The organism is Mesorhizobium sp. M0848 (assembly GCF_040319805.1).
In the GTDB taxonomy this organism is placed as follows: Bacteria; Pseudomonadota; Alphaproteobacteria; order Rhizobiales; family Rhizobiaceae; genus Mesorhizobium.
Genome location: NZ_JAMYOM010000007.1, coordinates 238,529 through 264,488 on the forward strand (window position 1 = coordinate 238,529; position 25,960 = coordinate 264,488).

Genomic DNA, 25,960 nt, shown 5'->3' on the forward strand with positions numbered 1-25,960 from the left:
AATCAAACGACAATGAGCGCCGAACAAACCGACGCGCCGCGTGCGGTCATCGTCATTTCCAGCCATGTCGCGCGCGGCTCGGTCGGCAACCGTGCCGCCGTCTTTGCGCTGGAGACCCTGGGTTTCCCGGTCTGGGCGGTGCCGACCGTCATCCTGCCCTGGCATCCCGGCCATGGCCGGGCAACGCGCATCGTGCCGCCGCTCGACCAATTCAAGGCGCTGATGGCCGATCTCGAGCGGGCGCCATGGCTGGGTGAAGTCGGCGCCGTGTTGTCCGGCTATCTCGGCGAGGCCGGCCAGGCTGAGGCCGTCGCCTCGCTGGTCGCCGCGGTCAAGGCAAGGACGCCCGGCGCCGTCTATATCTGCGATCCCGTGATGGGTGATTCGGGCGGCCTCTATGTGCCCGAGCCAACCGCCATAGCCATGCGCGACCGGCTGATGCCGATCGCCGACATAGCCACCCCCAACCGCTACGAACTGGAATGGATGGCCGGCGCCGCGTTGCCCGACCTGAAATCGGCGATCGCGGCAGCGCTCCACGCCGGACCATTGACCATGCTGGTCACCTCTGCGCCGTCGATGATGACGGGCGGCACCGGCAATCTCCTGCTCGATAGCAGCCAGGCGCTGCTCGCCGAACATCGCCTGATCGACAAGCCGCCGAATGGCCTGGGCGATCTGACGGCGGCCGTCTATCTGGCACGTATCCTGTCCGGCCAGCCGCCGATCAAGGCGCTGCAATCGACGACGGCGGCGGTCTACGAGATCCTGGCGCGCACCGCCAAGCGCGGCGGCGACGAACTGCAGCTCGAAACCGATGCGCAGAGCCTGTCGCATCCGATGGCGATGGTCCAGCTTCGCCACCTCACGCATCCGGGGCGGGGCCGCCGGGCGTGACGTCGACTGAGGCCGTGCTTGTCGGCGTCGACGGCTGCAAGGCCGGCTGGATCGCCGTCCGGCGCGCTTCTGGCATGGCACCGTCGGTCGGTGTCTTTGCAACCTTCACCGCCCTGCTCGCATCGCTTCCCACAGATACTGTCATCGCTGTCGACATGCCGATCGGCCTGCCCGAGTTTTCGGGCAAGGGCGGTCGCGGCCCCGAAGCGCTGGTGCGGCCGCTGCTCGGGGCACGCCAATCCAGCGTCTTCTCGATCCCCTCCCGCGCCGCGCTCTATGCCGACACCAACGGCTTCACCACCATCGAAGCCTGGTATGCCGCGCACATCAGGGCAAGCGAGGTGGCCATGACCACATCCGACCCGCCGCGTGGCGTCTCGATCCAGGCCTTCGGCATTTTTGCCAAGATTCGCGAGATCGACGCCCTGCTGATCGCGCGACCCGATTTGCGCGGCCGCGTCTACGAATCGCATCCGGAAGTCGCTTTCTGCTGCTTGAACGGCGATCAGGCCATGCAGCTGCCGAAGAAGATCAAGGGCAGCGTCAATCCGGCCGGCATGACGGAACGCAAGGCTCTGCTTTGCCGGCATGGCTATGAGACGGGCTTTCTCGACCAGCCGCCACCGCGCGGCGCAGCCGCCGATGATTTCCTCGACGCGGCCGCAATGATGCTGATCGCCGGTCGCATCGCCAGCGGTGAGGCACGGCCGCTGCCCGACCCGCCGCGCCGCGACAGCTTTGGCATTCCTGTCGCCATCTGGGCGTAACGCTGTTGGCCAAGGTTGCGCTCGATGCATGGCATTTCTAGCCAGCCCTCATAATTCTGCATTGCTCGCGACCGGCTTTTGCCGCTAGAGCCTCTCTAGACCGCAACGAGCTGCCGCATCCAACCCGGAAAGGCTCCAGACGCCGCCCATGTCCCATCTCCCTGAACATCTTCTCGCCGGCTACCGCAATTTCATGAATGGCCGCTATCTCACAGAGAGCGGGCGCTATCGCGATCTCGCTCGGGAAGGCCAGGCGCCGGAGACGATGATCGTCGCCTGCTGCGATTCGCGTTCGGCGCCCGAGGCGATCTTCGACGCCGGGCCCGGCGAACTCTTCGTGCTGCGCAATGTCGGTAATCTGGTGCCGCCCTATGCTCCCGACGGCGAGTTCCACTCGACCTCGGCGGCGCTTGAATTCGCCGTGCAGAGCCTCAAGGTCAAGAACATCGTCGTCATGGGCCATGGCCGCTGTGGCGGCATCCGTGCCGCGCTCGACAGCAATTCCGCGCCGCTTTCGCCGGGCGACTTCATCGGCAAGTGGATGAGCCTGATCGCGCCGGCGGCCGAAACCGTCTCCTCCAGCACCTTCATGACCGCGTCGGAGCGCCAGACCGCGCTGGAGCGCATCTCGATCCGCTATTCCATCGCCAACCTCAGAACCTTTCCTTGCGTCTCGATTCTCGAGGGCAAGGGGCGACTGTCGCTGCATGGGGCTTGGTTCGATATCTCGACCGGCGAACTCTGGACGATGAACAAGGAGACCGGCGATTTCGAACGGCCGGAGCTGGGATGAACACAGCGGCGCGCAAGGTGGTGAACATCAGGTCGATCGTTTTGACGGCGGCCGCGCTGCTGGTAGCGATTATTGCCGCCCGCGCCGATGATCGTGCCCTCATCAGCCGCTGGTATTCGGCGCTGCTGGTCGCCGACCGCACCGAACTGTCCGACCTGCTCGCCGACGATGTCCGCATCAAGCTGGACGACCTCGGCATCGTGCAAAGCAAGCAGGAATTCATCGCTTCGATCGACGAGTGGAAAGGTGCGGTTGCCGGTGCGGCAATCCGGCACAGGGTCGAGAAAAGCGAAGGCGGCGTCACCACGGTGGTCGCCTGCTACGATTTCCCCAACAACGACATGCTGATGCACGAAACCTTCGCGGTAAGCGACAACCGCATCACCGCCAGTTCGCAAGCCACGATCGCCGAGAACTGCGACGGCTTCTGAGGCCGATATCGGCCAAATCCGCATATTGCGGGTCCGCCAGCCGCGCCCTACATCGGGTACCATCCACCTGCCTGCCCTCACCAGCGAAAGACTGTCCATGCCTTCCACGAAAGCCGTCGACCTCGCCGCCCATCCGCTGACCGCGTGGCAAGGGCCGCTCGGCCTGCCCGATTTCACGCGCATTGGTGACGGCGACTTCTCCCCGGTCTTCGACGCGGCGCTGAAGGCGCACGAGGCCGAGATCGAGGCGATCGCCGGCTGCAAGGATGCGCCGACCATCGAGAACACGCTTGCCGCGCTGGAACTCGGCGGCGAAGCGCTCGACCGCGTCTCGTCGATCTTCTGGTGCCGCGCCGGCGCCTACACCAACGAGACGATCCAGGCGCTGGAGCGCGACATCTCGCCGAAAATGTCCAGGCATTTCTCGGCGATTTCGATGAATGAGCGGCTGTTTGCCCGCATCGACGATCTCTACCAGCGCCGCGAGAGCCTGAAGCTCGACGCAGAGACCCTGCGGGTGCTGGAAAAGACCTGGAAGGGCTTCGTCCGTTCCGGCGCCAAGCTCGACGCCGACGGCAAGAAACGGCTGGCACGCATCAGCGAGGAATTGTCCTCGCTCGGCACGGCTTTCGGCCAGAATGTGCTGGCCGACGAGCGCGACTGGGCGCTGTTCCTCGATGACGCCGACCTTGCCGGCCTGCCGGATTTCGTGAAAAGCTCCATGGCCGAGGCCGCCGAAATGCGTGGCCAGAAGGGCCGCTATGCCGTCACTCTGTCGCGCTCGATTTATGAGCCGTTCTCGACCTTCTCCGAACGCCGCGACCTGCGCGAGATCGCCTTCCGCGCCTTCACCATGCGCGGGCAGAATGGCGACACCACCGACAACACGAACGTGGTGCGCGACATGCTGCGCCTGCGGGCCGAAAAGGCAAAGCTGCTCGGCTATGCCTCCTTCGCCGCGCTGAAGCTCGATGACACCATGGCCAAGACGCCGAAGGCGGTACACGCGCTGCTCGATCCGGTGTGGGAGAAGGCGCTGGAGAAGGCAGCAAGCGACCAGATCGAATTGCAACGGTTGGCGACGGAGGCCGGCAGCAACGAAAAATTCGCTGCCTGGGACTGGCGTTTCTACCAGGAGAAACTGCGCGCGGAAAAATTCGCCTTCGACGAGGCGGAACTGAAGCCCTATTTGCAGCTCGACCGCATCATCGACGCTTGCTTCGATGTGGCGACACGGTTGTTCGGCATCACCTTCGAAGAGAAAAAGGGCATCGCGGCCTGGCATCCGGATGCCCGCGTCTTCGTGGTGAAGAATGCCGATGGCAGCGAGCACGGCCTGTTCCTGGCCGACTATTTCGCCCGGCCGTCAAAGCGCTCTGGCGCCTGGATGAGCGCGTTGCAATCCGGCTACAGGCTCGGCCACGGTGCGAGCCCGGTCATCTACAACATCATGAACTTCGCCAAGCCGCCGGCCGGCGAGCCGGCGCTGCTGTCGGTGGACGAGGCGAAAACGCTGTTCCACGAATTCGGTCATGCTCTGCACGGCATGCTGACCGACGTCACCTGGCCCTCGGTTTCGGGCACCTCCGTCAGCCGCGATTTCGTCGAACTGCCCTCGCAGCTCTACGAACATTGGCTGACCGTGCCGGCGGTGCTGGAAAAGCACGCGCTGCATGTGAAGACCGGCAAGCCGATGCCCAAGGCGCTGCTCGACAAGATGCTGGCCGCGCGCACGTTTGGCGCCGGCTTCGCAACGGTAGAATTCACCGCCTCCGCCTTGATGGACATGGCCTACCATGCACGGCCTGATGCCCCGCAGGAGCCACTTCGTTTCGAGGCCGAAACGCTTGCGAAGCTGCACATGCCTGACACCATCGCCATGCGCCACCGCACCCCGCATTTCGGCCATGTGTTTTCCGGTGACGGCTATTCGGCCGGCTATTACTCCTACATGTGGTCGGAGGTGCTCGATGCCGACGCCTTCGCCGCCTTCGAGGAGACCGGCGACCCCTTCAACCCGGCGCTGGCCGAACGGCTGAGGAAGCACATCTATGCCGCTGGCGGCTCGAAGGACCCGGAAGAGCTCTATACGGCATTTCGCGGCAAGATGCCGTCGCCGGAAGCAATGATGGTGAAGCGCGGGCTGGTGTAGCGCTGGGGGTCGGTTCGACCGGACTCGACCTGCTGCGGCAGAAGAAGGTTGGCGCTTCACGCGCGACGACCCCCTCTGTCGCCTTCGGCGACATCTCCCCCGCAAGGGGGGGAGATTACCCAGCCACCTTCCACGGATCCGCAATCCTTGGCCACACCGGCCGCGTCAGCTTCTTGTAATCGGTCACCGCCGGATTGCTGGGATATGAACTTGGCGCCGAGACATAGATGATCTCGGCGGCGATCGGCTCGAAGCCGGCGTAGAAATGGTTGGTCGACTTGATCAGCAGCACGTCCTTGGCCAGCGGATCGACGCCGATGTTGGAAAAGATATCCGGCTCGAAGGTCTGCGTGCGATTGGTGTTGAGGATGATGTCTACCTCGGTGCCTTCGAGGCGGACCAGCGCCGTCGGCCCGAGCGTCACCCGGCTTGGCCCGAAACTCTGCCAACCCTCCGGAACCGCCTTCAGCACGCGCACGCGCGCATCGATCGGCTCGCCGGCCTGCGGCCCGGCCTTGCCGCCGAAGCGCAGGTTGATGACCGCGCCCTCGCCGGCCGCCAGGCAGAAGGTGACGGCGATCGGATCCCAGATCGTCGCCACGGCGAATTTGTCCAGGCTACGCGCCAGCATCTGGCGCAGCACGAAGGTGCCGTCGCCGGGCACACCGCCGCCGGGATTGTCCCAGATATCGGCGATGACCACCGGCTTGCCCGGATTCTCGGCGCGCACGGCCAGCGCCCGATCGATGCCGTCGGCGGCGCTCAGCATCGTCATCGCCGTCTTTTCGCGCAGCGCGTAGAGTTCCCGCCCGAGCCGTTCCGCCAGCGCGTCGCCCTTGGCCTTGTCATTGTCGGTGACGACCAGGATGCGCGTGCCCATCTCGGCCACGTCGGCCGCCATGAAGCCGTGGATGACGGAGACCGACAGCACGCCGTCCTTGCCGTGCAGCGCCTTGATCCGGTCGACGAAAGAGCGCATCGGCTCGCGGCTGGTCGGCAGGACCTGGATCATGCGGCAATCGAAGGTCGAAATGACCGGCTTGATCTCGCCCCTCGCCGCCGCAAGCCCAAGCTCGACGACGTGTTCGCCGCGCTCGTAGAAATCGGTGTGCGGAAATTCGAGGAAGTAGGCGAGGATGTCGGAGGCCGCCACGCGCTTCGGTGTCAGATGGCTGTGCGGATCGAGTTCCACTGCGATCACCACCTCCGGCCCGACCATTGCGCGAACCCGTTCGAGCAGGTCGCCTTCGCAGTCGTCATAGCCTTGCGCCACCATGGCGCCATGCAGGCCGAGGATGACAGCATCGACCGGCAGCGCGGCCTCGAGCTGGCCAAGGATCTCGTCGCGCAGAACCTCATAGGTCTGCCGCTGCACCAGGCCGCCCGGCTCCGCCCAGGTTGCGGTGCCCTCGATGACATCGAGGCCTTCGGCCGCTGCCCGCCGGCGCAGCGCCACCATCGGCGAGGAGCACAGCGTCGGCGTGTCCGGATGTTTGCCGGGCCCGGCATAGAAGGCCATCTCGAACGAGGCCCTATCGGTCGGCACCGGCGAGAAGGTGTTGGTTTCCGTCGCCAGCGAGGCGGTGAAGATGCGCATGAAAGCTCCGTAGAAAGATAGCGGCTACTTGACCGCTCCGAGCGCCAGCCCGCGAACGAGATAACGCTGTAGCCAGATGAACAGGATGGCCACCGGCAAGGTCGCCAGCAGCGTGGCGGCCATGACGTGATGCCATTCGATGGTGTAGCGGCCGGCGACCAGCGAGAACACCTGGATCGGCAGCGTGTAGCTTTCCTGGCTGCGCAACATGGTGAGCGCCACGACGAATTCGTTCCAGGCATTGATGAAGGTGAAGATCGCCGTCACCGCGATCGCCGGCAGGCAGAGCGGCAGGAACACCTTGCGCAAGGTCAGCCAGCGGCCGGCGCCTTCCATCCAGGCCGCCTCCTCGAGATCGCGCGGAATGGTGTCGAAATAGCTCTGCAGCATCCACACCGTGAAGGCGACGTTGAAGGCCATGTAGATGAAGCCGAGCGCCGTCGTGCTCTCGACCAGGCCCCAGGCCGCCATCAGCCGGAACAGGCCAAGCACCAGCACGATCGGCGAGATCATCTGCGAAATCAGCAGGAACTGGCGCAAGGCGCCGTAGCCGGCAAAGCGGAAGCGCGACATCGCATAGGCCGCCGGAACCGAGATCAGGATGGCGCCGACTGTGGCGATCACAGACACGTAGAGCGAATTGAGCAGCGCCTGGCCGAAGCCGGTCGCCACCCACATGTCGGAAAAATTCGACCAGCGGAATTCGCTCGGCCACCAGGTCGGCGACAGCACTTCCTGCCTCGGCTTGACCGCGGTCAGGAACATCACCGCGAAGGGAAAGAGCGTCACCACGATCAGCGGCGCCAGCAGCAGCCAGGCGATGATGGAGCGCTTCAGCTTGCTCGTCATGTGCGTTGCTCCCGCATCGCCAGCCGCACATAGATCATGGTGAAGACCAGCAATATGGCGAACATCACCAGCGACACCGCCGACGCTTCGCCCAGCTTGCCGATGCGGAAGGCCAGCTTGTAGAGATGGGTGACCAGGATATCGGTCGAGTTGGCCGGGCCGCCCTGCGTCATCACCCAGATGATCGGGAAGGAATTGAAGACGTAGATGGTGTTGAGCACGATGGCGATGTTGATGAACGGTTTCAGGAGCGGAAAGGTGATTTCGCGGAACTGCTGCAGCGGCGTCGCCCCTTCGAGCGCCGCCGCCTCGTAGAGATCGTCCGGAATCGACGACAGCCCGCCGAGAAAGATCGTGGTCGTGAACGGCACCGTCACCAGGATACCGATCAGCACCTGCATCGGGAAAGCGGTCTCGGCGCTCGCCAGCCATTGGATGTTGTGATCGATGAGCCCGAGGCCGATCAGCGCCGAATTGAGCATGCCGCTTTCGCCGCTCAGCGCCCAGCGCCAGACCACCGCGGTCATGGTCAGCGACACCGCCCAGGGCAGCATGATGATGACGCGGGCGATGCCGCGGCCATAGAAATCGGTGTTGAGGATCATCGCCACCGGGATCGACAAGAGAAGCGCACCGCCGACCACCATCACCGTCCATTGGCCGGTGCGCCAGAGCGCGGCCGTGAAATCGGGATCGGCAGCGAGTGCCGCGAAATTGGCGAAGTCGTTGAAGTCGCGAAGCTGGCCGAAGCGGCTGACCTCATGCGTCGAGATCTGGATCAGGTCCCAGACCGGCCAGAAGATGACCACCGCCGCCAGAAACAGGCTGGGCAAGGTCAGGAGATAGGGCAAGAAACGATTTTGCATCTGCTGGCCTGCAACCTCGGTGCGCTGGATCAGAAGGTCTGCTTATGCGAATTTCGGATCCGCCGCACCGGGCCGGGAACCAAGGGGTGGCGCGCCCCGCCTGAGTGGAGCGCGCCACGGGCGCAGGGAGATACGCCCTACTTCTTCAGCACTGCATTGGCCTTGGCTGCTGCGTCTTTCAATCCTGCCTCGGGGTCGCCGCCGAGATAGATCTTCTGCATGGCGTCCGACGTGATCTGGGCGACTTCTTCCCAGCCCGGAATGACCGGCGCGAAGCGGGCGTCGGGCAAGAGCGCGGTGAACGCCGCCAGATCGGCATTGTTGACGTAATAGTCCATCTTGGCTTCTTCCTTGTTCACCGGCAGGAAGCCTTCGCCCTGTGTGAACTTGGCGCGCTGCTCCGTGGTGAACAGGAAGTCGAGCAGCTTCCAGGCCTCGTCCTTGTTCTTGGAGTTCTTGAACATGATGATGGAATCGGTGACGCCATAGGTACCGCGCGCGCCGGTCGGACCAGCCGGAATGGCCGCCACGCCGTATTTCAGGTTGGGCGCCTCGTCCTTGATCTGGTTGGACAGGAAGGGTGCGGTGATCATCATGCCGACCTTGCCCTGCTTGAACAGGTTCTGCACATCCTCGCGGTTGTTGGAGGTGACGCCGGGTTCGGTCAGGCCTTCGTCGATCATCGACTTATAGAGCTTGGCGGCCTCAAGCGCACCTGGCGTGCTCAGGCCCGAAGTGCCGTCCTTGTTGAGGATTTCGGTACCCTGCGACCACATCGCATAATAGTAATAGACGTCGGTCTCGATCTCCTTGCCCTGCAGGCCGAAGCCGAACGTGCCGGACCCCAACGCCTTGATCTTGCGCGCATCGTCCTGCAGCTCGGTCCAGGTTGCCGGCGGCTTGGCGATGTCGGCTTTCTCGAACAGCTCCTTGTTGTAGTACATGGCGCGCGCCGAGGCCGCGATCGGCAGGCCGTAGGTCTTGCCGTCCATGATCGAGGGCGACAGGAAGGTATCGATGAAGCGGTCCTTGAAGTCGGGTTTGATGTAGCCGTCGAGCGGCTCGGCGACATCCTGCTGGACGAAGTCGATCAGCCAGCGCGTGCCGATGATCGACAGATCGGCATTGGTGCCGGCGGTGATGTCGGTGGTCAGCTTCTGCAGCAGCACATCCCACGGCACCACTTCGAACTTGACGGTGATGCCGGGGTTCGCCGCCTCGAATTCCTTCTTGACGTCGGCGAAATAGGGAGCAGTCTTGGCGCTGTACTCGGCCACGGTGACCCGCACCTCGCCCGCATCCGCCTGCGCCGCAATTGCCAGCGTGCTCATTCCGGCCATCAGGCCGACAGTCCATTTTGCAAGGCTCATTTGATCTCTCCCATTTTGATTTTGCGCCTGCGCGCCTCTTCGTTGCCGGAGCAGAAGATTATGTGACTTTCCTACATTATCGATGATTTGAAGGCTTGCAAGCGGATTATTTTGTTGCTTAATTACATTTACGGGCCCAGGCCTTGCACGATCTGTCAGAACTCCCGGAGGATGACGCACGGTGGTTTCGCAATCCGAGTTCGAAGGCAGGGCCGAGTTCGAAGGCAGGGCCAAGTTCGAAGGCAGGACCGAGTTCGAGGGCAAGACTGTCGTGGTGACGGGTGCTGGCGGCGGCCTCGGCACGGCGATCGTGGCGCTGATGGCGCAAAGGGGCGCCAGGGTCATAGGCTGCGACCAGTCGAGCGAGGCGTTGAAGAGCCCGCATTTTGCCTCCCGCCACGTCTTCGATCTTCTCGACAAGGCGTCGATAACCACGGCGATCGCTGCGATCCTCGACCGCGATGGCGTGCCCGACATTCTCGTCAACAATGCCGGCTGGACACGCGCAGAGACGATTTCGGCGCTCGATCCCGACAGAATAGAGCAGGAACTCGACCTCAACCTGACCGGCGTGATGAACTTCGCCGACCCGCTGGTCAAGGCGATGGCCGGCCGCGGCCCCGGCAGTGTCGTCTTCATCTCGTCGGTCAATGCCATCGCGCATTTCGGCAATCCCGCCTATGCCGCGGCCAAGGCCGGCATCAACGCTTACGCCAAGGCGATCGCCGTCGAACTCGGCCGCAGCGGCCTGCGCGCCAATGTCGTCTGCCCCGGATCGATCCGCACCGCCGCCTGGGACCACCGCCTTGCCAAGGATCCCGAAATCCTCGGCAAGCTGCAGCGGCTCTATCCGCTCGGCCGCATCGTCAACGCTTCGGAAGTCGCGGAAGCCGTCGCTTTCCTTGCGTCCGATCGTGCATCTGGAATAACAGGCGTGGTGATGCCCGTGGACGCGGGGCTGACCGCCGGTTGCCTGCCATTCATCGACGACATTCTGGGAGCGTGACCATGACCGACGTCGAATTTCGCGACCTGTCGAAATCCTTCGGGCAGCACAATATCCTCGAGAACATCAGCCTCGATATCAAGAGCGGCGAGTTCGTCGTGCTGGTCGGCCCGTCCGGCTGCGGCAAGTCGACCTTGCTGCGCATGCTGGCCGGCCTAGAGACGATCACCTCCGGCGACCTGTTGATCGGCGGCGTGCGCGCCAACGCGCTGCCGCCGCAGCAGCGCAACATCGCCATGGTGTTCCAGTCCTATGCACTGTTTCCGCATCTGAAGGCATCTGACAATATCGGCTTTGGCCCGAAGATACGCGGTGAGACGCGCACGGTGGTCGACGAGAAGGTCAAGAAGGCGTCCGGCGTCCTTAATCTCTTCTCCTATCTCGACCGCTATCCCCGCCAGCTGTCGGGCGGCCAGCGCCAGCGCGTCGCCATGGGCCGCGCCATCGTACGCGAACCGTCTGTGTTCCTGTTCGACGAGCCGCTGTCCAACCTCGACGCACAATTGCGCGTGCAGATGCGCGTCGAGATCAAGGCGCTGCACCAGCGGCTGAAATCGACGATCGTCTACGTCACCCACGACCAGATCGAGGCCATGACGATGGCCGACCGCATCGTCGTGATGGACCGCGGCAGGATCCAGCAGGTGGGGGCGCCGCTGGAGCTCTATGACAGGCCGGCCAACAAGTTCGTGGCTAGTTTCCTCGGCTCCCCGTCGATGAGCTTTGTGTCCGGTTCGCTCAAGGCGGCAGCTCAGAAAACCTGGTTCGAATCGGCCGGTGGCGGGCGGCTTGCGCTTGCCGGCAAACAGGTGCCGGCGGACAGCGCGGTGGAGGCTGGCATCCGGCCCGAGCATTTTGTCATCGGCGAGGCTGTCGACGCGATGGCGATCAGGGTGGATGTCGTCGAGCCCACCGGCTCCGAAACCCATGTCTACGGCGCTATCGGTGCTGATACGGTACGTGCCGTGTTCCGTGACAGGGTGCCGGTCAGGCCGGGAGACCTGCTCCCGGTCTCGGTCGATCCCGGCAACATCCATCTGTTCGACAAGGCGACGGGGCTGCCTCTATGAAAATAGCAGCATGAAGACGCCGGCCGACATCATCACGCGCCTGCAGCTGATGTCGCAGGACGGAACGAAGTCGGATCGCAAGCTGGCCGGCTTCGTCTTGGCAGACCTCGATTTCGTCTCCAAGGCAGCGATCTCGGAAATTGCCGCCCGCGTCGGCGTCAGTGAGCCAACGGTGACGCGGTTCTGCCGCAATCTCGGCTGCGAGGGCCTGCGCGACTTCAAGTTCTATCTGGCGCAGGCCATCGCCATCGGCGGCCAGTATCTGTCGCCGGAACCGTTGAGCCGCGATGCCCGCGAACAGCGCATCGCTTCCGCCATCACCGAAGCGGCGATATCGGCCATCCAGCGCGCCAGCGAAAACCTCGACATGACGACGCTGGTCGCCGTCGCCGCACGCATCGCTGTTTCCGGTAATGTGCTGTGCATCGGCTCCGGTGGCATTTCGTCCATGATGGCGACCGAAATGCAGAACCGGCTGTTCAGGCTTGGCGTGTCGGTGCTGGCGCAGATCGACGGACAGTTGCAACGCATGTACGCCGCCGTCGCCACCCCTGACACCACGCTGATCGCCTTCTCTGTCTCCGGCTATGCGCGATCGGTCATCGATGCGGTGCAGGTCGCCCAGCAATATGGCGCCACCACGATCGCCATCACCCCGCCGGACTCCGCACTCGCCAAGGTCGCCGACACGGTCATCCATTTCCAGTCGCTCGAGGACGGCAATATCTACAAGCCGACATCGTCGCGCTATGCGCTGCTGTCGATCGTCGACATGATCGTCACCTCGGTCGCCGAGACGCGCGGACCAAGGGTTCTGGAGAATCTGCGCCGCATCAAGCAGAGCGTGAACACGTTGAAAGTCGACGATCCGCGTTTGCCATTGGGCGATTGAACCCTCCGACAAGGACATCAGGACTGATGGCCGAGCGCCTCGATGCTATTCGCCAACGTCGCCGGATCGCCTTCAATGCGCACGGTCTTCAGCCGCGCGGTGCCGCCAGCGACAACCGAGACAGCGGACCCGGGCACGCCCAGAGCCTTGGCCAGCAGCTTTTCGAGCGCATGATTGGCGTTGCCGTTTTCCGGTACGGCGCGGACGCGCGCTTTCAGATGGCTTCGCCCGTCCGCCGTGGCCTCGAAGCCTTCGAGCCTGTCCAGCGCAGCTTTTGGCGTCAGCCGGACAAACAGCTCGGCGCCGTTTTCGCGCAGGCGAAACGGCGTGCTCATAAGGTCATCCTGCTCACAGGATCAGAGGCGCCACCGTGGTGAGCAGAAACTGCCGCAGGAAGAACAGGATCAGAAGCAGGATGATCGGCGAGATGTCGATGCCGCCAAGGTCCGGCATGAAGCGGCGGATCGGCCGCAACGCCGGCTCGGTCAGCCGGTAGAGCATGTTGCCGATGCTGCCGACGAACTGGTTCTTCGAATTGACGACGTTGAAGGCGTAGAGCCAGGAAAAGATCGCCGAGGCGATGATGATCCACCAGTAGAGGTCAAGCGCCATGACGATTGTTTGAATGAGGGCGAGCATGCCGGTCTCCAATTGTTGCCGACATGTAGCCATTGCACGCGAAACCGGCAAGGGCCGCCTTTCTGTGGGGCGCCAATACCGGCTCGGTCTGACCTGTAGGGCGGCATGTCGCCGACACCCCAACGAAGGCGCGAATACACAAAACCGGCAAGGGCCGCTATCCGCCGGCGCCAACTCGACGCTTGACGGCACTGGATTTCGGCAAACCTCCGCCTTGACAGGAAACCGCGGCGCCCGATAAATGCGCCCATCCGCTGGACGGGGCTGTAGCTCAGCTGGGAGAGCGCGTCGTTCGCAATGACGAGGTCAGGAGTTCGATCCTCCTCAGCTCCACCAGTGGAATAATTCTCCACTCTCCGCGCCAGATGCGGTCCGCGACGCTCGTCCCGGCTTGCCCCGCGTTAGCATTGCTGTGCCCAGCGCACCTTAAAAGGCCGCGCTACATCGCCTATTTCGCAATATCCGGCAAAATTTTTGTCAATTGGACTTATGGCGGAAGCGCTCACCGATTGTTTCCGTTTTTTTTGGAAACCACCCCACTAAATTGACGTTACCAAATCAGTTTTTCTGTGCGTTGTGACCAGGGCGTTTCGGCGGGGGCGACCGGAGGCGCTATATCGATTTCGAGTCGAAATGAAAAATCCGCCTGCGGAAGCAAAGACGTGTCAATTCGCGAGAATCTCGCTGTAAACCTTAGACGGCTATGCAAGGAACATGCCTCCGTAAGTGCGGTGTGCCGTGAGCTGCACATCAACCGCACGCAGTTCGAACGCTACCTGCAAGGGCAGACCGTTCCCAACAAGGCCACCGCCAAGCTGATATGCGATTACTTTCGGATCGACGAGGCCGAACTGTACCAGGATCCCGGCGCACCCGAGCCGGCGATGCGTGGCTTGCCGCCGGTGTCCGAGAGCCTGTTCAACCAGATGATCCGCCCTCCCAGTCCTTCGATCGCGGGCGGCACCTATTTCACCTATTTCTCGATCCCGGGCCGCCTAGACCTCCTGATGCGCTCGGTGACCTTCGTGCGGCGCGAAGCCGAACTGGTCACCTTCCGAAGGGTCACCGGATGGTCGGAGCGCCGGGGATCGACCTGGGCACGGGCGCGCGGCAATCACTATGGCGTGGCGATCTCGCGGCTGAACTGGATTTATTTCAGCGGCATCAATCGCCGCCAGACCGGGGAGCCGTCGCTGATCTCCGTGCAATGGGCTCCCATCTCCGAACCGGTGCTGATGGGCAAGGCCATGCTACTGACGGAGGCCGGCCCGGCATTCGTGTCCGTCATCATGCGGCGCGACATCGCCAACATCCACCGAAGGGATGCCATCAGCATGGCGCATGTCATCAATCTCGACGATCCGGGCGTCGATCAACTGGTTGTCAGCCTCACCCGGGACGGGTTGGGCTAACCCCTCGGATCGCCGTGTCTTACGCCGAATAAGAATAAGCGTACGCCGATAAAGCGTATGCCAACGATTGTCTACTCTGTATCTGAATAAAATCGATATTTTACACTTTAATGCCAGGAAAGATAATCCACGGGTCCGTCTTAGGCTCGTGGTTTTACTATAATTTTAACAAACCATTAACTCTTCCGACCTTACCTTTCTTCACGCGGATCCCGTTCTGGGGGTCTTTCAACGGATCCCAAATCGGGGTCAGGAAAGGGATGAAAATGGCCAAGAAAGTGACCAATGCTCCGAAGCTGACGATTGCCGCCGGCACGCAGACCGTCTTCTTTTCGCAGGGCATGCACTACAACAAGCGCTGAAGCCGTTCTGCGCCGACGAGCGTCTTGCTTGTCGGCGCCTCGGCTCCGCAGATGGCAACCAGCTTCATGAAAATGCGCTCTTCGAAAACGCTTGTTTTCTACCCCGGACCGAACAAGGTCACGGCATGCAACTTCCTGACCAGAAGCGTGTTTGAATGCAGCCCCGAGATGGTCGGCCTTCTCGCATCGTGGGACAAATGGGCATCGACGGCGGACATTGCCCGCGCCCATGGATGGTCGAAGTCCGAGTTGAAGGCTGTCGTTCCCCAGTTGCTCGATTTCTCCGCGCTGGTCACAGCCGGATCGCCTCTCGCCGAGCAGGAGGAACAGTTTTCAGGACAATGGAGTTGGGGGCTTCCGACGGCGCTGATGCATTTCTGCGTCCAGGACAGCGAATACATGACCATCGAGCAAGCGGAAGAGCGGCAGATAGAACGCGCCGGCCATACGCCGCAGCCGAACCTCATGCTCAAGAATTCCGCGGGCGCCATCCAGCTGCCGAATGCACTGGAAGACAATGAACTTCTCAGCTTGATGGCGCGGCGCCGCACCAACCGCACGGCGGCTCAGCCCACCATCACGGCCAAACAGCTTTCCGATTGCCTGTTCGCAGGGCTCGGCATCATCGGCGAGACCGCCAATTGCGTTGGCACCCTGCCGCTCGGCATGACCCCTTCAGGCGGCGCGCGAAATCCCTATGAGGCCTATGTGGTCGCGCTCGGCGTCGATGGCCTCGAACCCGGTGTCTATCACTATTCCGCCGCGGATCACGACCTTGGCAGGATTTCTGCAAACCATCTGCCGAAGATCTCCGAACTGGTCGGCGGACAGGAGTGGGCCGACGCCATGCCGTGCCTGGTCCTGCTTTGCGCCAGGCTCGATCGCACGATGTGGAAATATGAGGACGCCAACGCCTATCGTGTCGTGCTGATCGAGGCCGGCCATATCGGCCAGAACATCATGCTGGCGGCGACCAGTCATGGCCTGTCGGCATGTCCGACAGCCGCGCTCAGTCATTCCGCGATCAAGCGGCTGCTTGGTCTCGACAGTTTCACCGACGCACCGATCTATGCCTTGACCCTCTCGACCCCGGAAAGAGATCCCTCGACGGCGGGCCAATCCATCAATTAGTCGACCAACTATGTGCATCGCGGCCAGTAACGCGTTCCCTAGGTATAACCAGAGACAGGAGCAGCACGTGCCAAATCAATCCTTACGCCAGTCGGAAATCGATAGTCTTCAATATATTTCGTCGATGACCAATGAGCTCGTGCAAATGGCCGAAGCCAGCCGTTTTCCGATGATCTCCTATCTGCTCGGCATGGCCTATGCAGAGGCCTTCGACGTTCTTCGCGGCGCACGGCCGGCCAGGCATGCGCAGCTCAGCGGCAACCCGCTGCACCCCAAGGCGCAGGCAAAAGACACTCGGGCCGTCCAGCCACGGAGAGCGTAGCGACATGCAATCGTCAGCCGCATGCGCGGTGGCCGGCTCGACCTCCCCAAACCGGTGGGAGACACTGTGCGCGTTGCAAAGCCTGCTGCCCTTGCTGAAGAAGGCCGCGACGGACCTGCGCCGCGCCGACATGGTCTACTGGTTCGAGCAGGCCGATGCCGAGGTCGCCAACATCATCAGGGGCCATCCCTCCGATGCAACCGCCATCCCGCCCTGATTGCATCCTGCCCGCAGGACCGGCGGTCGGTCGCTCAAGCTTGATGCATGTCGCCCGCCCAAACGCGACGCGTTCATTGGCGCCGCTGAAAATGCTCTGATCACCAGTTTTTCAATTTCGGACCGGAACCTATTGCGCGTTTGGAATGCCAAGGGGGACCTGCACATGAACATGATAGCCAACATCAGAAGCGTCGATGCCAGGGAAAGCATTTTCAGCCGGCTCGACGTCTTGATCGCCAGGCGGCCGCCGTCGCCTGACGCCGCGCGGGTCGAGGCCCGCCAACTCGTCTCGATGGCGATTGCCGACAGCTGCCAGGCCGACAGTCTCTGGGGTACAGTGGACGCTTTCCACGCCCATTTCGACTTCATGATGCAGACCGTCGAGATCAACGGCGCCGATGACCCGGGCCTCGGGCCCTTGCGCACGAAATGCCGATTCTATCTCGAACAGGTCGAGGCCCTGAGCCTGTCACTGGCCTATTGACAGGCCGGCCCGATCAAGTTCGGCTCTAGAGCAATTCTAGGAAAAGTGTGAAGCGGTTTTCCCGGGAAAAGCGCGTAGCGCTTTCCCTAGAGAATTGCATCAAAACAAAGAGTTAGAGCAGCTCGCCGTTTCCGTGAAACGGTGAATGCTCTAGTTGCGCAGGCTGAACACGAACGGCGCTGTACGGCTCAGACGCGAACCAAGTTCCGGTGGCGGTGCCGGCACCGTGGCGCCTTGCAGCACGGCGAGCGCCGCACGGTCCAGATCCGCATCCCCCGAGGAACGAGAGAGCCTGGCGGACAGGACCCGGCCGGACGAGTCGACCGTGAAGGCGACATACGGCCTGCCTTCGACGCGTCGGGCCTTGGCAGAACTGGGATAGCGCGTGTGCCGCTTGATCCAGGCACCCAGACGGGAGTCCCATTTGCTGGAGTCGCCGGAGCGAGACGTCGATCCGGCCGACTTCGGCGCGGCGGTCCTGGCCGCGGGCCGTGCGTCGGCGCTGGTGGCGGTTGCCGTCTTCGGCGGGGCTGCCTTCTCCTTCTTAGGCCGCGGCTTGGGCTTCTCGAGAGGCTTTTTCGCCTTGGCCGCGACCGGTTTCTTGTCTTTGACAGCTTCGACCGGTTTCGGCTGCGGCAAGGGAATGACGACGTCGGGCGTGACAGCCTCGGCAACATCGGGGACGACCTCATCCGGCGGCGGCTGATCGACCTCTTCAACCGTTTCGGTCTGGGTGGGTTCTGTCTCGTCTGGCGCGACCGCTTCCGGCGGCTCGACAACCGGCTCCGCCTTTTCGACCGGTTCTTCAGGTATCGGCTCGGTCGTCGGTGTCGGTTCGGTCTGATCTGGCGTCACCGCATCCAGCGCGGCGACCTGTTCTTCCACGGCCGGCATCACCACCATCGGTGCCATCTCGATCATCTGCGCGGGGGGGGGACCGCCATCCGCTTCGGTGACCATTGTGAGGTTCTGCACTGCATAGGCGACCGCGACATGGGCTCCAAGGACCAGCGCGGCAGCACCGGCCCACAAGCCAAGGTCGCGCCAACCGAAGCGCGACAACTGGACCGAGGGCACAGCGACCGCCTGCGTCATGGCGTCGGCGCACCCGTGGCTGCGGGCGCCGGAGAATTGGACGCGGGAGCCGTCTCCAGGCCGACCAGCGCGATCTTCAGATAGCCGGCACCGCGCAATAGGTTCATCGCCTCCATCAGGTCGCCATAGGCGACCGCCTTGTCGGCGCGCAGGAAGATGCGCGTCTGCTTGTCGCCCTTGGTCTTGGCGTCCAGCGTCGTGGCGAAAGCCGGGCGCGGCACGCTGTCATTGCCGATCGCCAGCGTCAGATCGTCCTTCAGCGTCAGGAACAGCGGTGTCTCGGGCCTCGGTGCGGGCGTTGCCGTCGAACCAGGCAGATCGACATTGACATCCACCGTGGCCAGCGGTGCCGCGACCATGAAGATGATCAAGAGCACCAGGATGACATCGATGAACGGGGTGACGTTGATCTCGTGGCTTTCCTCGAGATCATCATCCATGGCCTGTCGGATTCTGCTTCCCATGGCGCCTACTCCGCCGCCAGTGGCGTTGCCGGCGCAACGGTGCGGAAGTCCAGGTCGCGGCTGACCAGCCGTTCGACCCCGGCGGCGGCATCGGCGAGGATCTGCCGATAGCCGGCTATCGAGCGGGCAAAGACGTTGTAGATGACGACGGCCGGTATGGCCGCGACCAGGCCCATCGCGGTGGCCAGCAGCGCCTCGGCGATACCCGGCGCGACCACGGCGAGATTGGTGGTCTGCGCCTGCGAGATGCCAATGAAGGCGTTCATGATGCCCCAGACCGTACCGAACAGGCCGACGAACGGCGCTGTCGAGCCGATCGTCGCCAGCACGCCAGTGCCGCGCGACATGCGCCGCGCCGCCGCCGCCTCGATGCGCGACAGGCGCGACGTGACCCGTTCCTTGAGGCCATCGCCCGAAACATGATCGAGCGCGCCGGCCGAGAGTGCGGTCTCCTCCTCGGCCGCCCGAACCAGCAGCGCGCCGGGGCCGCCGCTGCGGTCAAGGGTACGGCTGGCCTGCTTCAGCGTGGCGGCCTCGCTGATCGCCCGCACGGCGCGACGGATGCGCAGCTTGCCGCCGAAAAGCTCCAGCGACTTGGCCAACCATATCGTCCAGGTGACGAGGGAGGCAAAGGCCAGCCCGATCATCACCGCCTTGACGACGATATCGGCCGCCATGAACATGCCCCATGGCGACAGGTCATGCGGCAAGGTCATCTCCATCGCCGTCGAAGGTCCGGCCTCGGCCGGCGCGGCCGTATTCGGCTGCGTGCCTGGCTGCGAAGGCGCCATTGTGGCCGGCGGAGCGACTGCCGGTGCGGCGGGTGCGGGTGCAATCGGCGCTGGGGCTGCGGGCACGGCGGGGGCTTCGACCGCCGGCGCGGCACCGGCGGGTTGCTCCTGGGCCATTGTGCTGCCGGCCGACAGGATGACGGATGCGACCAACGCCGCCAACAAACCAGTTCTCGACAACAGCTTCTTCCTTGTTCTCACAGCGGCCTGCCGCCTTTTATTTCCCGCCGCCGCATCAGATATTGTCACTGCACATAGCCGACAGGCTGGCCGGTGACGGGGTGCGCGAACACGCCCATCTCCACACCGAAAATGCCTTTCAGCACATCGCTGCGCATGATTTCGCCGGGCGTGCCGCGCGTCAGCAGCTTGCCGTCCTTCAGCGCGATCAGTTCGTCGCAGTAGCGCGCCGCCATGTTGGGATCGTGCAGCACGACGACGACACATAGGTCGCGTTTGCGGCTGAGCTCCTTGACCAGCCCGAGCACCTCGACCTGATGGGCGATGTCGAGTGCCGAGATCGGCTCGTCGAGCAGCATGACGCCGGCGTTCTGCGCCACCAGCATGGCGAGCCAGGCGCGCTGGCGCTCGCCGCCCGACAATTCGTCCACCAGCCGGTCGGCAAAACCCTCCATATCGGTCAGGGCCAGCGCCTCCTCGACATGCTGCCTGTCCTCGGCGCGGAAACGGCCAAGCGCGCCATGCCAGGGATAGCGCCCGAGCGTCGCCAGTTCGCGCACGGTCAGGCCGGTCGCCGCAGGGGTCGTCTGCGGCAGATAGGCAAGCGCGCGGGCAAATTCGCGGGCACCCCATTGCGGCAACGGACGCCTGGCGAAAGTGATGGCGCCTGAACTCGCCGGCTGCTGGCGCGCCATGAGCTTGATAAGCGTCGACTTGCCCGAACCATTGTGGCCGATCAGCCCATAGACGCGCGAGCGCTCCAGTTCGAGCGAAACCGGACCGAGCAGCGTCCGCTCGCCGACGGCAAAGCGTACGGCATCGATATGGAAGGCAGTCTGGGCATCAATTCCAGCCATGCTCATGGCTTTTCTCCAGTGCGGCCGCCCGCATTTCCAGATTCCGGCTTTCGACGGGTCATGCCCGGTTGACTATGAAACATGACCTTACTAGTCAACATTGAAGATGACTGCAACGATCAACAAATCGTCGCGACCGGCGATATCGGCACGGAATTGGGAAACAGGAGGCGCACCGGATGATTTCAGGACATGGACCGATTTGGCAGAACCGGATGGCGCGCAAGCGCCTGCTGATCGCAACGGTGTCGCTGCCGGCCCTGCTTGGCTGCGGCCATGCACTGGCCCAGGAGACGGTCACCACCACCCTGGACCCGATCAACGTCCAGGAACGTGTCGAAAGCGCATTCGGGCCGGTTAAGGGCTACGTTGCCACCAAGGGCTCCACCGGCACCAAGACCGACACGCCGCTGATCGAGACGCCGCAATCGATATCGGTCATCACCAGGGACCAGATGGAAGCGCAAGCCGTCGACAGCCTGAACAGCGCGTTGCGCTACACACCCGGCGCCACCGGCAATCTCTACGGCACCGACAATCGCGGCCTCGGCCTGCAGTTGCGCGGCATTTCGAACGCCAGCGGCGTCTTCTACAGGGACGGGCTGCAGCTCAAGGAGAGCAATTTCACCCTGTTCACCGCACTCGATTCCTATGGCGCGGAACGCTACGAGGTGCTGCGCGGACCGGCGTCGGTGCTTTATGGCCAGGCAAGCCCCGGCGGCATCATCAACTATGTCAGCAAACGGCCAACCGAGGAAAACCTGCGCGAGGTCGAATTCGGTGGTGGCAGCTTCAACCGGTATGAAGGCAAGTTCGACTTCAGCGGTGCCGTGAACTCCGACAAGTCGCTGCTGTTTCGCCTCACCGGTGCCGCTCACATGGGCGACACGCAGACCGATTTCGTCAAGGACGACCGCATCTTCATCGCGCCGGCGATCACCTGGCAGCCAGATGCCGACACCAGCCTGACCATCCTCGCCAACTATCAGCGCGATCGTTCGGGATGGGCGATGCAGTATCTGCCTGCCTACGGCGCGGTCATACCGGGCAAGGACGGCAAGCACCTGCCGAACAGCATGTTCGTCGGCGAACCCGGCTTCGACTCCTACAACAACGACCAGGCCTCGATCGGCTACGAATTCGATCACCGTTTCAACGAAACCTGGCAGGTTCGACAGCATGCCCGCTACGTCCACCTTACCCACACCGAGGAAGGCGTCTTTGGTGGCGGACTGACGGACTCGAACGGCCTGGAACCTTCAAGCGGCGACTACTACCGTTATGCAGATGCCGGTGGCACCAAGCTCAGCGGCGTCACCATCGATAACCAGGCACAAGCCGATTTCGACACCGGGCCGCTTGCCCACACGCTGCTCGTCGGCCTCGACTACAAACGCTATACTTACCGCGACTATGCCTCGGAAGGGACCGTCGAGGACGGTTTCAACGTCTTCGATCCGGTCTACGGCTACAAGATCGGTGATCTGACGCCCTACACCGATACCGACACCACCCAGCAGCAAGTTGGCCTTTATGCGCAGGATCAGATCAAGCTCGGCAACTGGCGGCTGACCCTTGGCGGCCGCCAGGATTGGTCGGACGCCAAGGTCTACGACAATCTGGCCGGTGGCTACATTCCCGAGCAGAAGGACAACGCCTTCACCAGCCGGGCGGGGCTCGTCTACCTCGCCGACAACGGGCTTGCGCCCTATGTCAGCTATTCCGAATCGTTCCAGCCGGTGGCGGGCGCCGACAGCGACGGCATCTGTTCGTGCCCGAGACCGGCAGACAATACGAGATCGGGCTGAAGTACCAGCCGACCGGCTGGAATTCCTTCATCACGGCCTCAGTTTTCGACTTGACCCGGCAGAATGTCGTGCGTTCCGGCAATGAGGGCTCACCCAACGATCTGTTCCAGACCGGGGAGATCCGTTCGCGCGGCGTGGAACTGGAAGCCGTGGCGAGCCTGGATGCGGGCCTCGATCTGAGAGCGGCCTACACCTACCTCGACACCAAGATCACCAAGGCGACCGCTGTCGAAGACGTCAACGGCGTCTGGGTCAGCAACGAAGGCAACATGCCCTTCGGCGTGCCGGCCCATTCCGCATCGCTTTGGGCCAATTACACCTTCATGAGCGGCAAGCTCGAAGGTCTCGGCCTGGGTGCCGGCGTCCGCTATGTCGGCTCGACCTATGGCGACGACGCCAACAGCTTCAAGGTTCCATCGGTCGTGCTCGCCGACGCGGCGGTGCATTACGCCTGGCAGAACGCCACGCTCAGCCTCAATGCCAGCAATCTGTTCGACAAACGCTACGTCGCCTCCTGCTTCTCCTCGGGCTTCGGCTGCTTCTACGGCGAGGGCCGCAGGATCAACGGTTCGGTGAAATACACATGGTAGAAGCAAGGTGGCGGGCCGACCCAAAATGGCGGCGCTGACACGGCGCCAGTATCTTGCCGGCCTCGCCGCGACCGGCCTCGCCTTGCCGGGCGGCATGGCACGCGCGGCACCTGCCCGCGTCGTCTGCCTGGAATGGACGTCGGCCGAAATCGTGGTCTCGCTCGGCCTGTCGCCGCTCGCCGTCGGCGACATCAGGGGTTATGGCGACTGGGTCCAGGGCCCGGCACTGCCGCAGGCCACCGTCGACCTGGGATCGCGCAGCGAACCCAATCTCGAACTGCTCCGGGAATTGCGGCCCGACCTGATCGTCGGCGCCTATGGCTATGGCTTGGACGAGAACAGCTTCACCAGATTGGCGCCGACCTTCAACGTGCCGTTCTACAGCGGCAAGGCTCCACCTTACGCGCAGGCGCAACAGGTGACGCTGCAGCTTGGCGACATGCTTGGCCGCAGGACGGAAGCAGGAAACCTTGTCGGGCGCATCGAAGCCTCGATCGCCCAAGCGCGTGCCAAGCTGGAGCGGGCGGTGCAGAAACCGGTCTGCGTCGTCAGCATGTTCGACGATCGCCATGTCCGCGTATACGGCGCCGGCAGCCTGCTGCAGGATGTCCTCGACCGGCTCGGCCTCGTCAACGCCTGGACCACCGCCACCAATGAATGGGGCTTCTCCACGGTCGGCATCGAGGAACTGGTCGCCGTCGGCGAGGCGCAACTGATCTCGCTCGATCCGATCCCGCCGCACGTCAGGATCAGGATTGCCCGCAGCTCGCTCTGGGCCAATCTGCCTTGCGTCAGGAGCGGCCGGGTGCGGACCATTCCGCCGGTCTGGCCGTTCGGTGGTCTTGCCGCCGCCGGGCGTTTCGCCGAATTCATGGCAGCGGCATGATCTCCCAGGCAATGTCCCTGCCGCGACAGCGCGACGGCATCGGTGCGCTTATCCTGCTGGCGGCCGTGCCCGCAGGCCTGGCGCTGATGCTGACCGTTTTCGATCTCATCCACCTTCTGCCTACGCACCTGTGGTGGCAGGCGCTCACCGCCCCCGACACATCCGATCCAGCGCAGTTGCTGTATCGCTATGCCTTCCTGCCGCGTGTCGCCGTCAGCATGCTGGCCGGCGCTGCACTTGGTCTCGCCGGTGCCATCATGCAGCATGTGCTGCGCAATCCGCTGGCCGAGCCGACCACGATCGGCACCAATGCGGGAGCGAGCCTCGCTTTGGCAGCAGCCACCCTCTATGCACCATGGCTGCTGGAGGGCGGCCGCGAAGGTGTGGCGCTGGCCGGCGGCGCGCTCGCCACCTCAGCCGTCTTCGCACTGGCGCGCGGGCGCAGCTTTTCGCCAGTGTCGATCATCATCGCCGGCCTCGTCGTCAGCCTCACTTTCGGCTCGGCCGGCGCGCTGCTGATGGCGCTCAACCGCGAATACACCGAGGAGCTGTTCATCTGGCAGAGCGGCTCGCTGGTGCAGAATGGCGACGCGGCGGTCGTTGTTCTGGCGCCGTGGCTGCTGGCCGGCATCTGCGCCGCGTTCCTGCTCTGGCGACCGCTCCGCCTGCTCGATCTCAGCGACGACGGTGCGGCATCGCTCGGCACCCGGCCGGCCGTCATCCGCCTTGCCGGCATGGCTGTCGCCGTCTCGCTCAGCGCGCTGGTCGTCGCCGAGGTGGGCGTCATCGGTTTCGTGGCGCTCGCCGCCCCGGCGCTGGCGCGGCTGGCCGGAGCGCGCACGCTTGGCCGCCGCCTGGTCTGGTCGCCGCTGGTCGGCGGCGCCCTGCTCTGGCTCACCGACCGGCTGGTGCAGCATCTGCCGTTCGCCGGCGAAATCCCCGCCGGCACCGCGACCGCTTTGCTCGGCGCACCGCTGCTGCTGTTCCTGTTGCCGCGAATGCGAACCACTCCCGAAAGGCAGACCGACATGATGTCGTCGGTACGCCTGCCGACAAACGGCCTGCCTTTGATCGCGGGCCTGCTGGCGCTTATCCTCGCGGTTGTCCTCGCCATCGGCTTTGGCCGTGCCGCAGGCGGTTGGCACTGGATCGCATCCGCGGATTTGACCGAGCTGCTTGCCCTGCGCGCGCCTCGCGTCGTCGTCGCCCTGTCGGCGGGCGTCCTGCTCGCCGTCGCCGGCACGCTGATGCAGCGCATGACCGGCAACCCGATGGCCGCGCCCGAGGTCCTGGGCATTTCCGGCGGCGCCTCTTTCGGCGTGCTGGCGCTGCTGCTGCTCAGCGACGGCTTCGACCGCGCGGCAATGCTCGGCGCCGCCCTCGCCGGCGCCATGCTGGCGCTGACGATCGTTGTTTTGGCCGGGCGGCGCAATGCACTGTCGCCGGAACGGCTGCTGCTTGCCGGCGTCGCCGTTGCCACTGTCGCGTCCGCCTTCGCCGCGCTGCTTCTGGCCAGCGGCGATCCGCGCATGGACTTCCTGCTCGCCTGGCTATCGGGATCGACCTATCGCGCAACACCCAATGATGCTTTCACCGCCGCAACGGTCGCGGTTGCCGTCCTCGCCCTGGCGCCACTGACGGCGCGCTGGCTCGACATCATGCCGCTCGGCGAAACCGCCGCGCGTGGCCTTGGCCTGCGACTGGGACGTGTTCGCGCCACATTGCTTGCGCTCACCGCATTGGCCACCGCAACCGCGACATTGGTCATCGGCCCGCTGAGCTTCGTCGGCTTGATGGCGCCGCACCTCGCACGCATGCTCGGCTTCCGCCGCGCCGTGCCGCAGCTTCTGGCCTCCGCCATGACAGGCGGGCTGATCCTCGTTGCCGCCGACTGGGCAGGCCGGACGCTGATCTTTCCCTGGCAAGTGCCGGCCGGCCTCATCGCCGCCTTCGTCGGCGGCCCCTATTTCATGGCGCTGATGTGGAAAGGCAGGCAATGAAGTCGGCCCTGGCATATTGCCGGCCCTGCC

General features: G+C 63.8%; 27 protein-coding genes and 1 tRNA gene. 18 read left to right on the forward strand and 10 right to left on the reverse strand.

All coding sequences use genetic code 11. From position 1 onward, the window contains the following. The first annotated feature begins 12 nt into the window (after window positions 1-12). From pdxY to NKH95_RS10650, 5 genes are all read left to right on the forward strand, one after another. Window positions 13-897, forward strand: coding sequence for a pyridoxal kinase PdxY (gene pdxY, locus NKH95_RS10630; RefSeq protein WP_352797653.1), 885 nt, complete (start codon window positions 13-15; stop codon window positions 895-897). Further along, window positions 894-1,664 (forward strand): DUF429 domain-containing protein, encoded by a 771-nt coding sequence (locus NKH95_RS10635; RefSeq protein ID WP_352793085.1) that lies wholly within the window; start codon window positions 894-896, stop codon window positions 1,662-1,664. Before pdxY ends, NKH95_RS10635 begins: the two co-directional genes overlap by 4 nt. Before the next feature lie 148 nt (window positions 1,665-1,812). Next, window positions 1,813-2,457, forward strand: a complete 645-nt coding sequence (locus NKH95_RS10640) for a carbonic anhydrase (protein ID WP_027037320.1) — start codon at window positions 1,813-1,815, stop codon at window positions 2,455-2,457. Beyond that, window positions 2,454-2,888 (forward strand): hypothetical protein, encoded by a 435-nt coding sequence (locus NKH95_RS10645; RefSeq protein WP_023811711.1) that lies wholly within the window; start codon window positions 2,454-2,456, stop codon window positions 2,886-2,888. Before NKH95_RS10640 ends, NKH95_RS10645 begins: the two co-directional genes overlap by 4 nt. A 97-nt stretch (window positions 2,889-2,985) precedes the next feature. Beyond that, window positions 2,986-5,040 (forward strand): M3 family metallopeptidase, encoded by a 2,055-nt coding sequence (locus NKH95_RS10650; protein WP_023811710.1) that lies wholly within the window; start codon window positions 2,986-2,988, stop codon window positions 5,038-5,040. Window positions 5,041-5,155: 115 nt separating this feature from the next. On the opposite strand, the gene NKH95_RS10655 is transcribed toward NKH95_RS10650, so the two are convergent. The 4 genes from NKH95_RS10655 to NKH95_RS10670 form a co-directional block, all read right to left on the reverse strand. Next, on the reverse strand, window positions 5,156-6,637 hold the full coding sequence (locus NKH95_RS10655; RefSeq protein ID WP_352722568.1) for a M81 family metallopeptidase: 1,482 nt from the start codon (window positions 6,635-6,637) through the stop codon (window positions 5,156-5,158). A 24-nt stretch (window positions 6,638-6,661) separates the two neighbouring features. Beyond that, a complete protein-coding gene (locus NKH95_RS10660; RefSeq protein ID WP_013528984.1) occupies window positions 6,662-7,486 on the reverse strand; it encodes a carbohydrate ABC transporter permease in 825 nt (274 codons plus the stop codon). Continuing rightward, window positions 7,483-8,352, reverse strand: a complete 870-nt coding sequence (locus NKH95_RS10665; RefSeq protein WP_023811708.1) for a carbohydrate ABC transporter permease — start codon at window positions 8,350-8,352, stop codon at window positions 7,483-7,485. Before NKH95_RS10665 ends, NKH95_RS10660 begins: the two co-directional genes overlap by 4 nt. A gap of 137 nt (window positions 8,353-8,489) precedes the next feature. After that, entirely contained in the window at window positions 8,490-9,722 is a 1,233-nt protein-coding gene (locus tag NKH95_RS10670) for an ABC transporter substrate-binding protein (RefSeq protein ID WP_023811707.1), read from the reverse strand. Window positions 9,723-9,993: 271 nt separating this feature from the next. Between NKH95_RS10670 and NKH95_RS10675 the strand changes: the two genes are divergently transcribed. The 3 genes from NKH95_RS10675 to NKH95_RS10685 are packed head-to-tail and all read left to right on the forward strand — an operon-like array spanning window position 9,994 to window position 12,690. After that, window positions 9,994-10,728 carry an SDR family oxidoreductase gene (locus NKH95_RS10675; RefSeq protein WP_352891516.1) on the forward strand — a complete coding sequence of 245 codons (735 nt, stop codon included), beginning with the start codon at window positions 9,994-9,996 and terminating at the stop codon, window positions 10,726-10,728. Window positions 10,729-10,730: 2 nt separating this feature from the next. Further along, a complete protein-coding gene (locus NKH95_RS10680) occupies window positions 10,731-11,798 on the forward strand; it encodes an ABC transporter ATP-binding protein (protein ID WP_023811705.1) in 1,068 nt (355 codons plus the stop codon). Between the two features lie 10 nt (window positions 11,799-11,808). Beyond that, window positions 11,809-12,690, forward strand: coding sequence for a MurR/RpiR family transcriptional regulator (locus NKH95_RS10685; RefSeq protein ID WP_013528979.1), 882 nt, complete (start codon window positions 11,809-11,811; stop codon window positions 12,688-12,690). A gap of 17 nt (window positions 12,691-12,707) precedes the next feature. Here NKH95_RS10685 and NKH95_RS10690 read toward each other — a convergent pair whose 3' ends face one another. Together NKH95_RS10690 and NKH95_RS10695 are read right to left on the reverse strand one after the other, a co-directional pair. After that, window positions 12,708-13,025 (reverse strand): DUF167 family protein, encoded by a 318-nt coding sequence (locus NKH95_RS10690; RefSeq protein WP_023811704.1) that lies wholly within the window; start codon window positions 13,023-13,025, stop codon window positions 12,708-12,710. 13 nt (window positions 13,026-13,038) lie between these two features. Then, window positions 13,039-13,329, reverse strand: a complete 291-nt coding sequence (locus NKH95_RS10695) for a YggT family protein (protein ID WP_023811703.1) — start codon at window positions 13,327-13,329, stop codon at window positions 13,039-13,041. A gap of 260 nt (window positions 13,330-13,589) precedes the next feature. On the opposite strand from NKH95_RS10695, the gene NKH95_RS10700 reads away from it, so the two are divergent. The 6 genes from NKH95_RS10700 to NKH95_RS10725 all read left to right on the forward strand — a co-directional run bounded on the left by NKH95_RS10700 (window position 13,590) and on the right by NKH95_RS10725 (window position 17,259). Then, a tRNA-Ala gene (locus tag NKH95_RS10700) sits at window positions 13,590-13,665 on the forward strand. Window positions 13,666-13,991: 326 nt separating this feature from the next. Further along, on the forward strand, window positions 13,992-14,741 hold the full coding sequence (locus NKH95_RS10705) for a helix-turn-helix domain-containing protein (protein WP_128304096.1): 750 nt from the start codon (window positions 13,992-13,994) through the stop codon (window positions 14,739-14,741). A 530-nt stretch (window positions 14,742-15,271) separates the two neighbouring features. Further along, complete coding sequence (locus tag NKH95_RS10710; protein WP_352891505.1) at window positions 15,272-16,234, forward strand: SagB/ThcOx family dehydrogenase; 963 nt, start codon at window positions 15,272-15,274, stop codon at window positions 16,232-16,234. A gap of 67 nt (window positions 16,235-16,301) precedes the next feature. Then, window positions 16,302-16,556 carry a hypothetical protein gene (locus tag NKH95_RS10715; protein WP_023811699.1) on the forward strand — a complete coding sequence of 85 codons (255 nt, stop codon included), beginning with the start codon at window positions 16,302-16,304 and terminating at the stop codon, window positions 16,554-16,556. A gap of 4 nt (window positions 16,557-16,560) precedes the next feature. Further along, window positions 16,561-16,773, forward strand: coding sequence for a hypothetical protein (locus NKH95_RS10720; RefSeq protein WP_352891506.1), 213 nt, complete (start codon window positions 16,561-16,563; stop codon window positions 16,771-16,773). Window positions 16,774-16,938: 165 nt separating this feature from the next. Beyond that, on the forward strand, window positions 16,939-17,259 hold the full coding sequence (locus NKH95_RS10725; protein ID WP_031213427.1) for a hypothetical protein: 321 nt from the start codon (window positions 16,939-16,941) through the stop codon (window positions 17,257-17,259). A gap of 150 nt (window positions 17,260-17,409) precedes the next feature. Here the strand turns inward: NKH95_RS10725 and NKH95_RS10730 are convergent, their stop codons facing one another. The 4 genes from NKH95_RS10730 to NKH95_RS10745 all read right to left on the reverse strand — a co-directional run bounded on the left by NKH95_RS10730 (window position 17,410) and on the right by NKH95_RS10745 (window position 20,646). Then, window positions 17,410-18,354 (reverse strand): energy transducer TonB family protein, encoded by a 945-nt coding sequence (locus tag NKH95_RS10730; RefSeq protein ID WP_352891507.1) that lies wholly within the window; start codon window positions 18,352-18,354, stop codon window positions 17,410-17,412. Next, window positions 18,351-18,818, reverse strand: coding sequence for a TonB system transport protein ExbD (gene exbD, locus NKH95_RS10735; protein WP_352442129.1), 468 nt, complete (start codon window positions 18,816-18,818; stop codon window positions 18,351-18,353). Before exbD ends, NKH95_RS10730 begins: the two co-directional genes overlap by 4 nt. Before the next feature lie 5 nt (window positions 18,819-18,823). After that, on the reverse strand, window positions 18,824-19,789 hold the full coding sequence (gene exbB, locus NKH95_RS10740) for a tonB-system energizer ExbB (protein ID WP_352891508.1): 966 nt from the start codon (window positions 19,787-19,789) through the stop codon (window positions 18,824-18,826). A gap of 65 nt (window positions 19,790-19,854) precedes the next feature. After that, complete coding sequence (locus tag NKH95_RS10745; protein WP_164762277.1) at window positions 19,855-20,646, reverse strand: ATP-binding cassette domain-containing protein; 792 nt, start codon at window positions 20,644-20,646, stop codon at window positions 19,855-19,857. A gap of 215 nt (window positions 20,647-20,861) precedes the next feature. Here NKH95_RS10745 and NKH95_RS10750 point away from each other — a divergent pair, with 215 nt between their 5' ends. Genes NKH95_RS10750 through fhuB form a run of 4 tightly spaced genes read left to right on the forward strand, consistent with a single transcriptional unit; the run spans window position 20,862 to window position 25,930 of the window. Beyond that, complete coding sequence (locus tag NKH95_RS10750) at window positions 20,862-22,454, forward strand: TonB-dependent siderophore receptor (RefSeq protein ID WP_352891510.1); 1,593 nt, start codon at window positions 20,862-20,864, stop codon at window positions 22,452-22,454. Beyond that, complete coding sequence (locus tag NKH95_RS10755) at window positions 22,418-23,044, forward strand: TonB-dependent siderophore receptor (RefSeq protein ID WP_352891512.1); 627 nt, start codon at window positions 22,418-22,420, stop codon at window positions 23,042-23,044. The genes NKH95_RS10750 and NKH95_RS10755 overlap by 37 nt, the downstream gene beginning before the upstream one ends. 25 nt (window positions 23,045-23,069) lie before the next feature. After that, entirely contained in the window at window positions 23,070-23,930 is an 861-nt protein-coding gene (locus NKH95_RS10760) for an ABC transporter substrate-binding protein (protein ID WP_352722571.1), read from the forward strand. Then, window positions 23,927-25,930 (forward strand): Fe(3+)-hydroxamate ABC transporter permease FhuB, encoded by a 2,004-nt coding sequence (gene fhuB, locus NKH95_RS10765; protein ID WP_352891513.1) that lies wholly within the window; start codon window positions 23,927-23,929, stop codon window positions 25,928-25,930. Before NKH95_RS10760 ends, fhuB begins: the two co-directional genes overlap by 4 nt. Window positions 25,931-25,960: the final 30 nt, after the last annotated feature.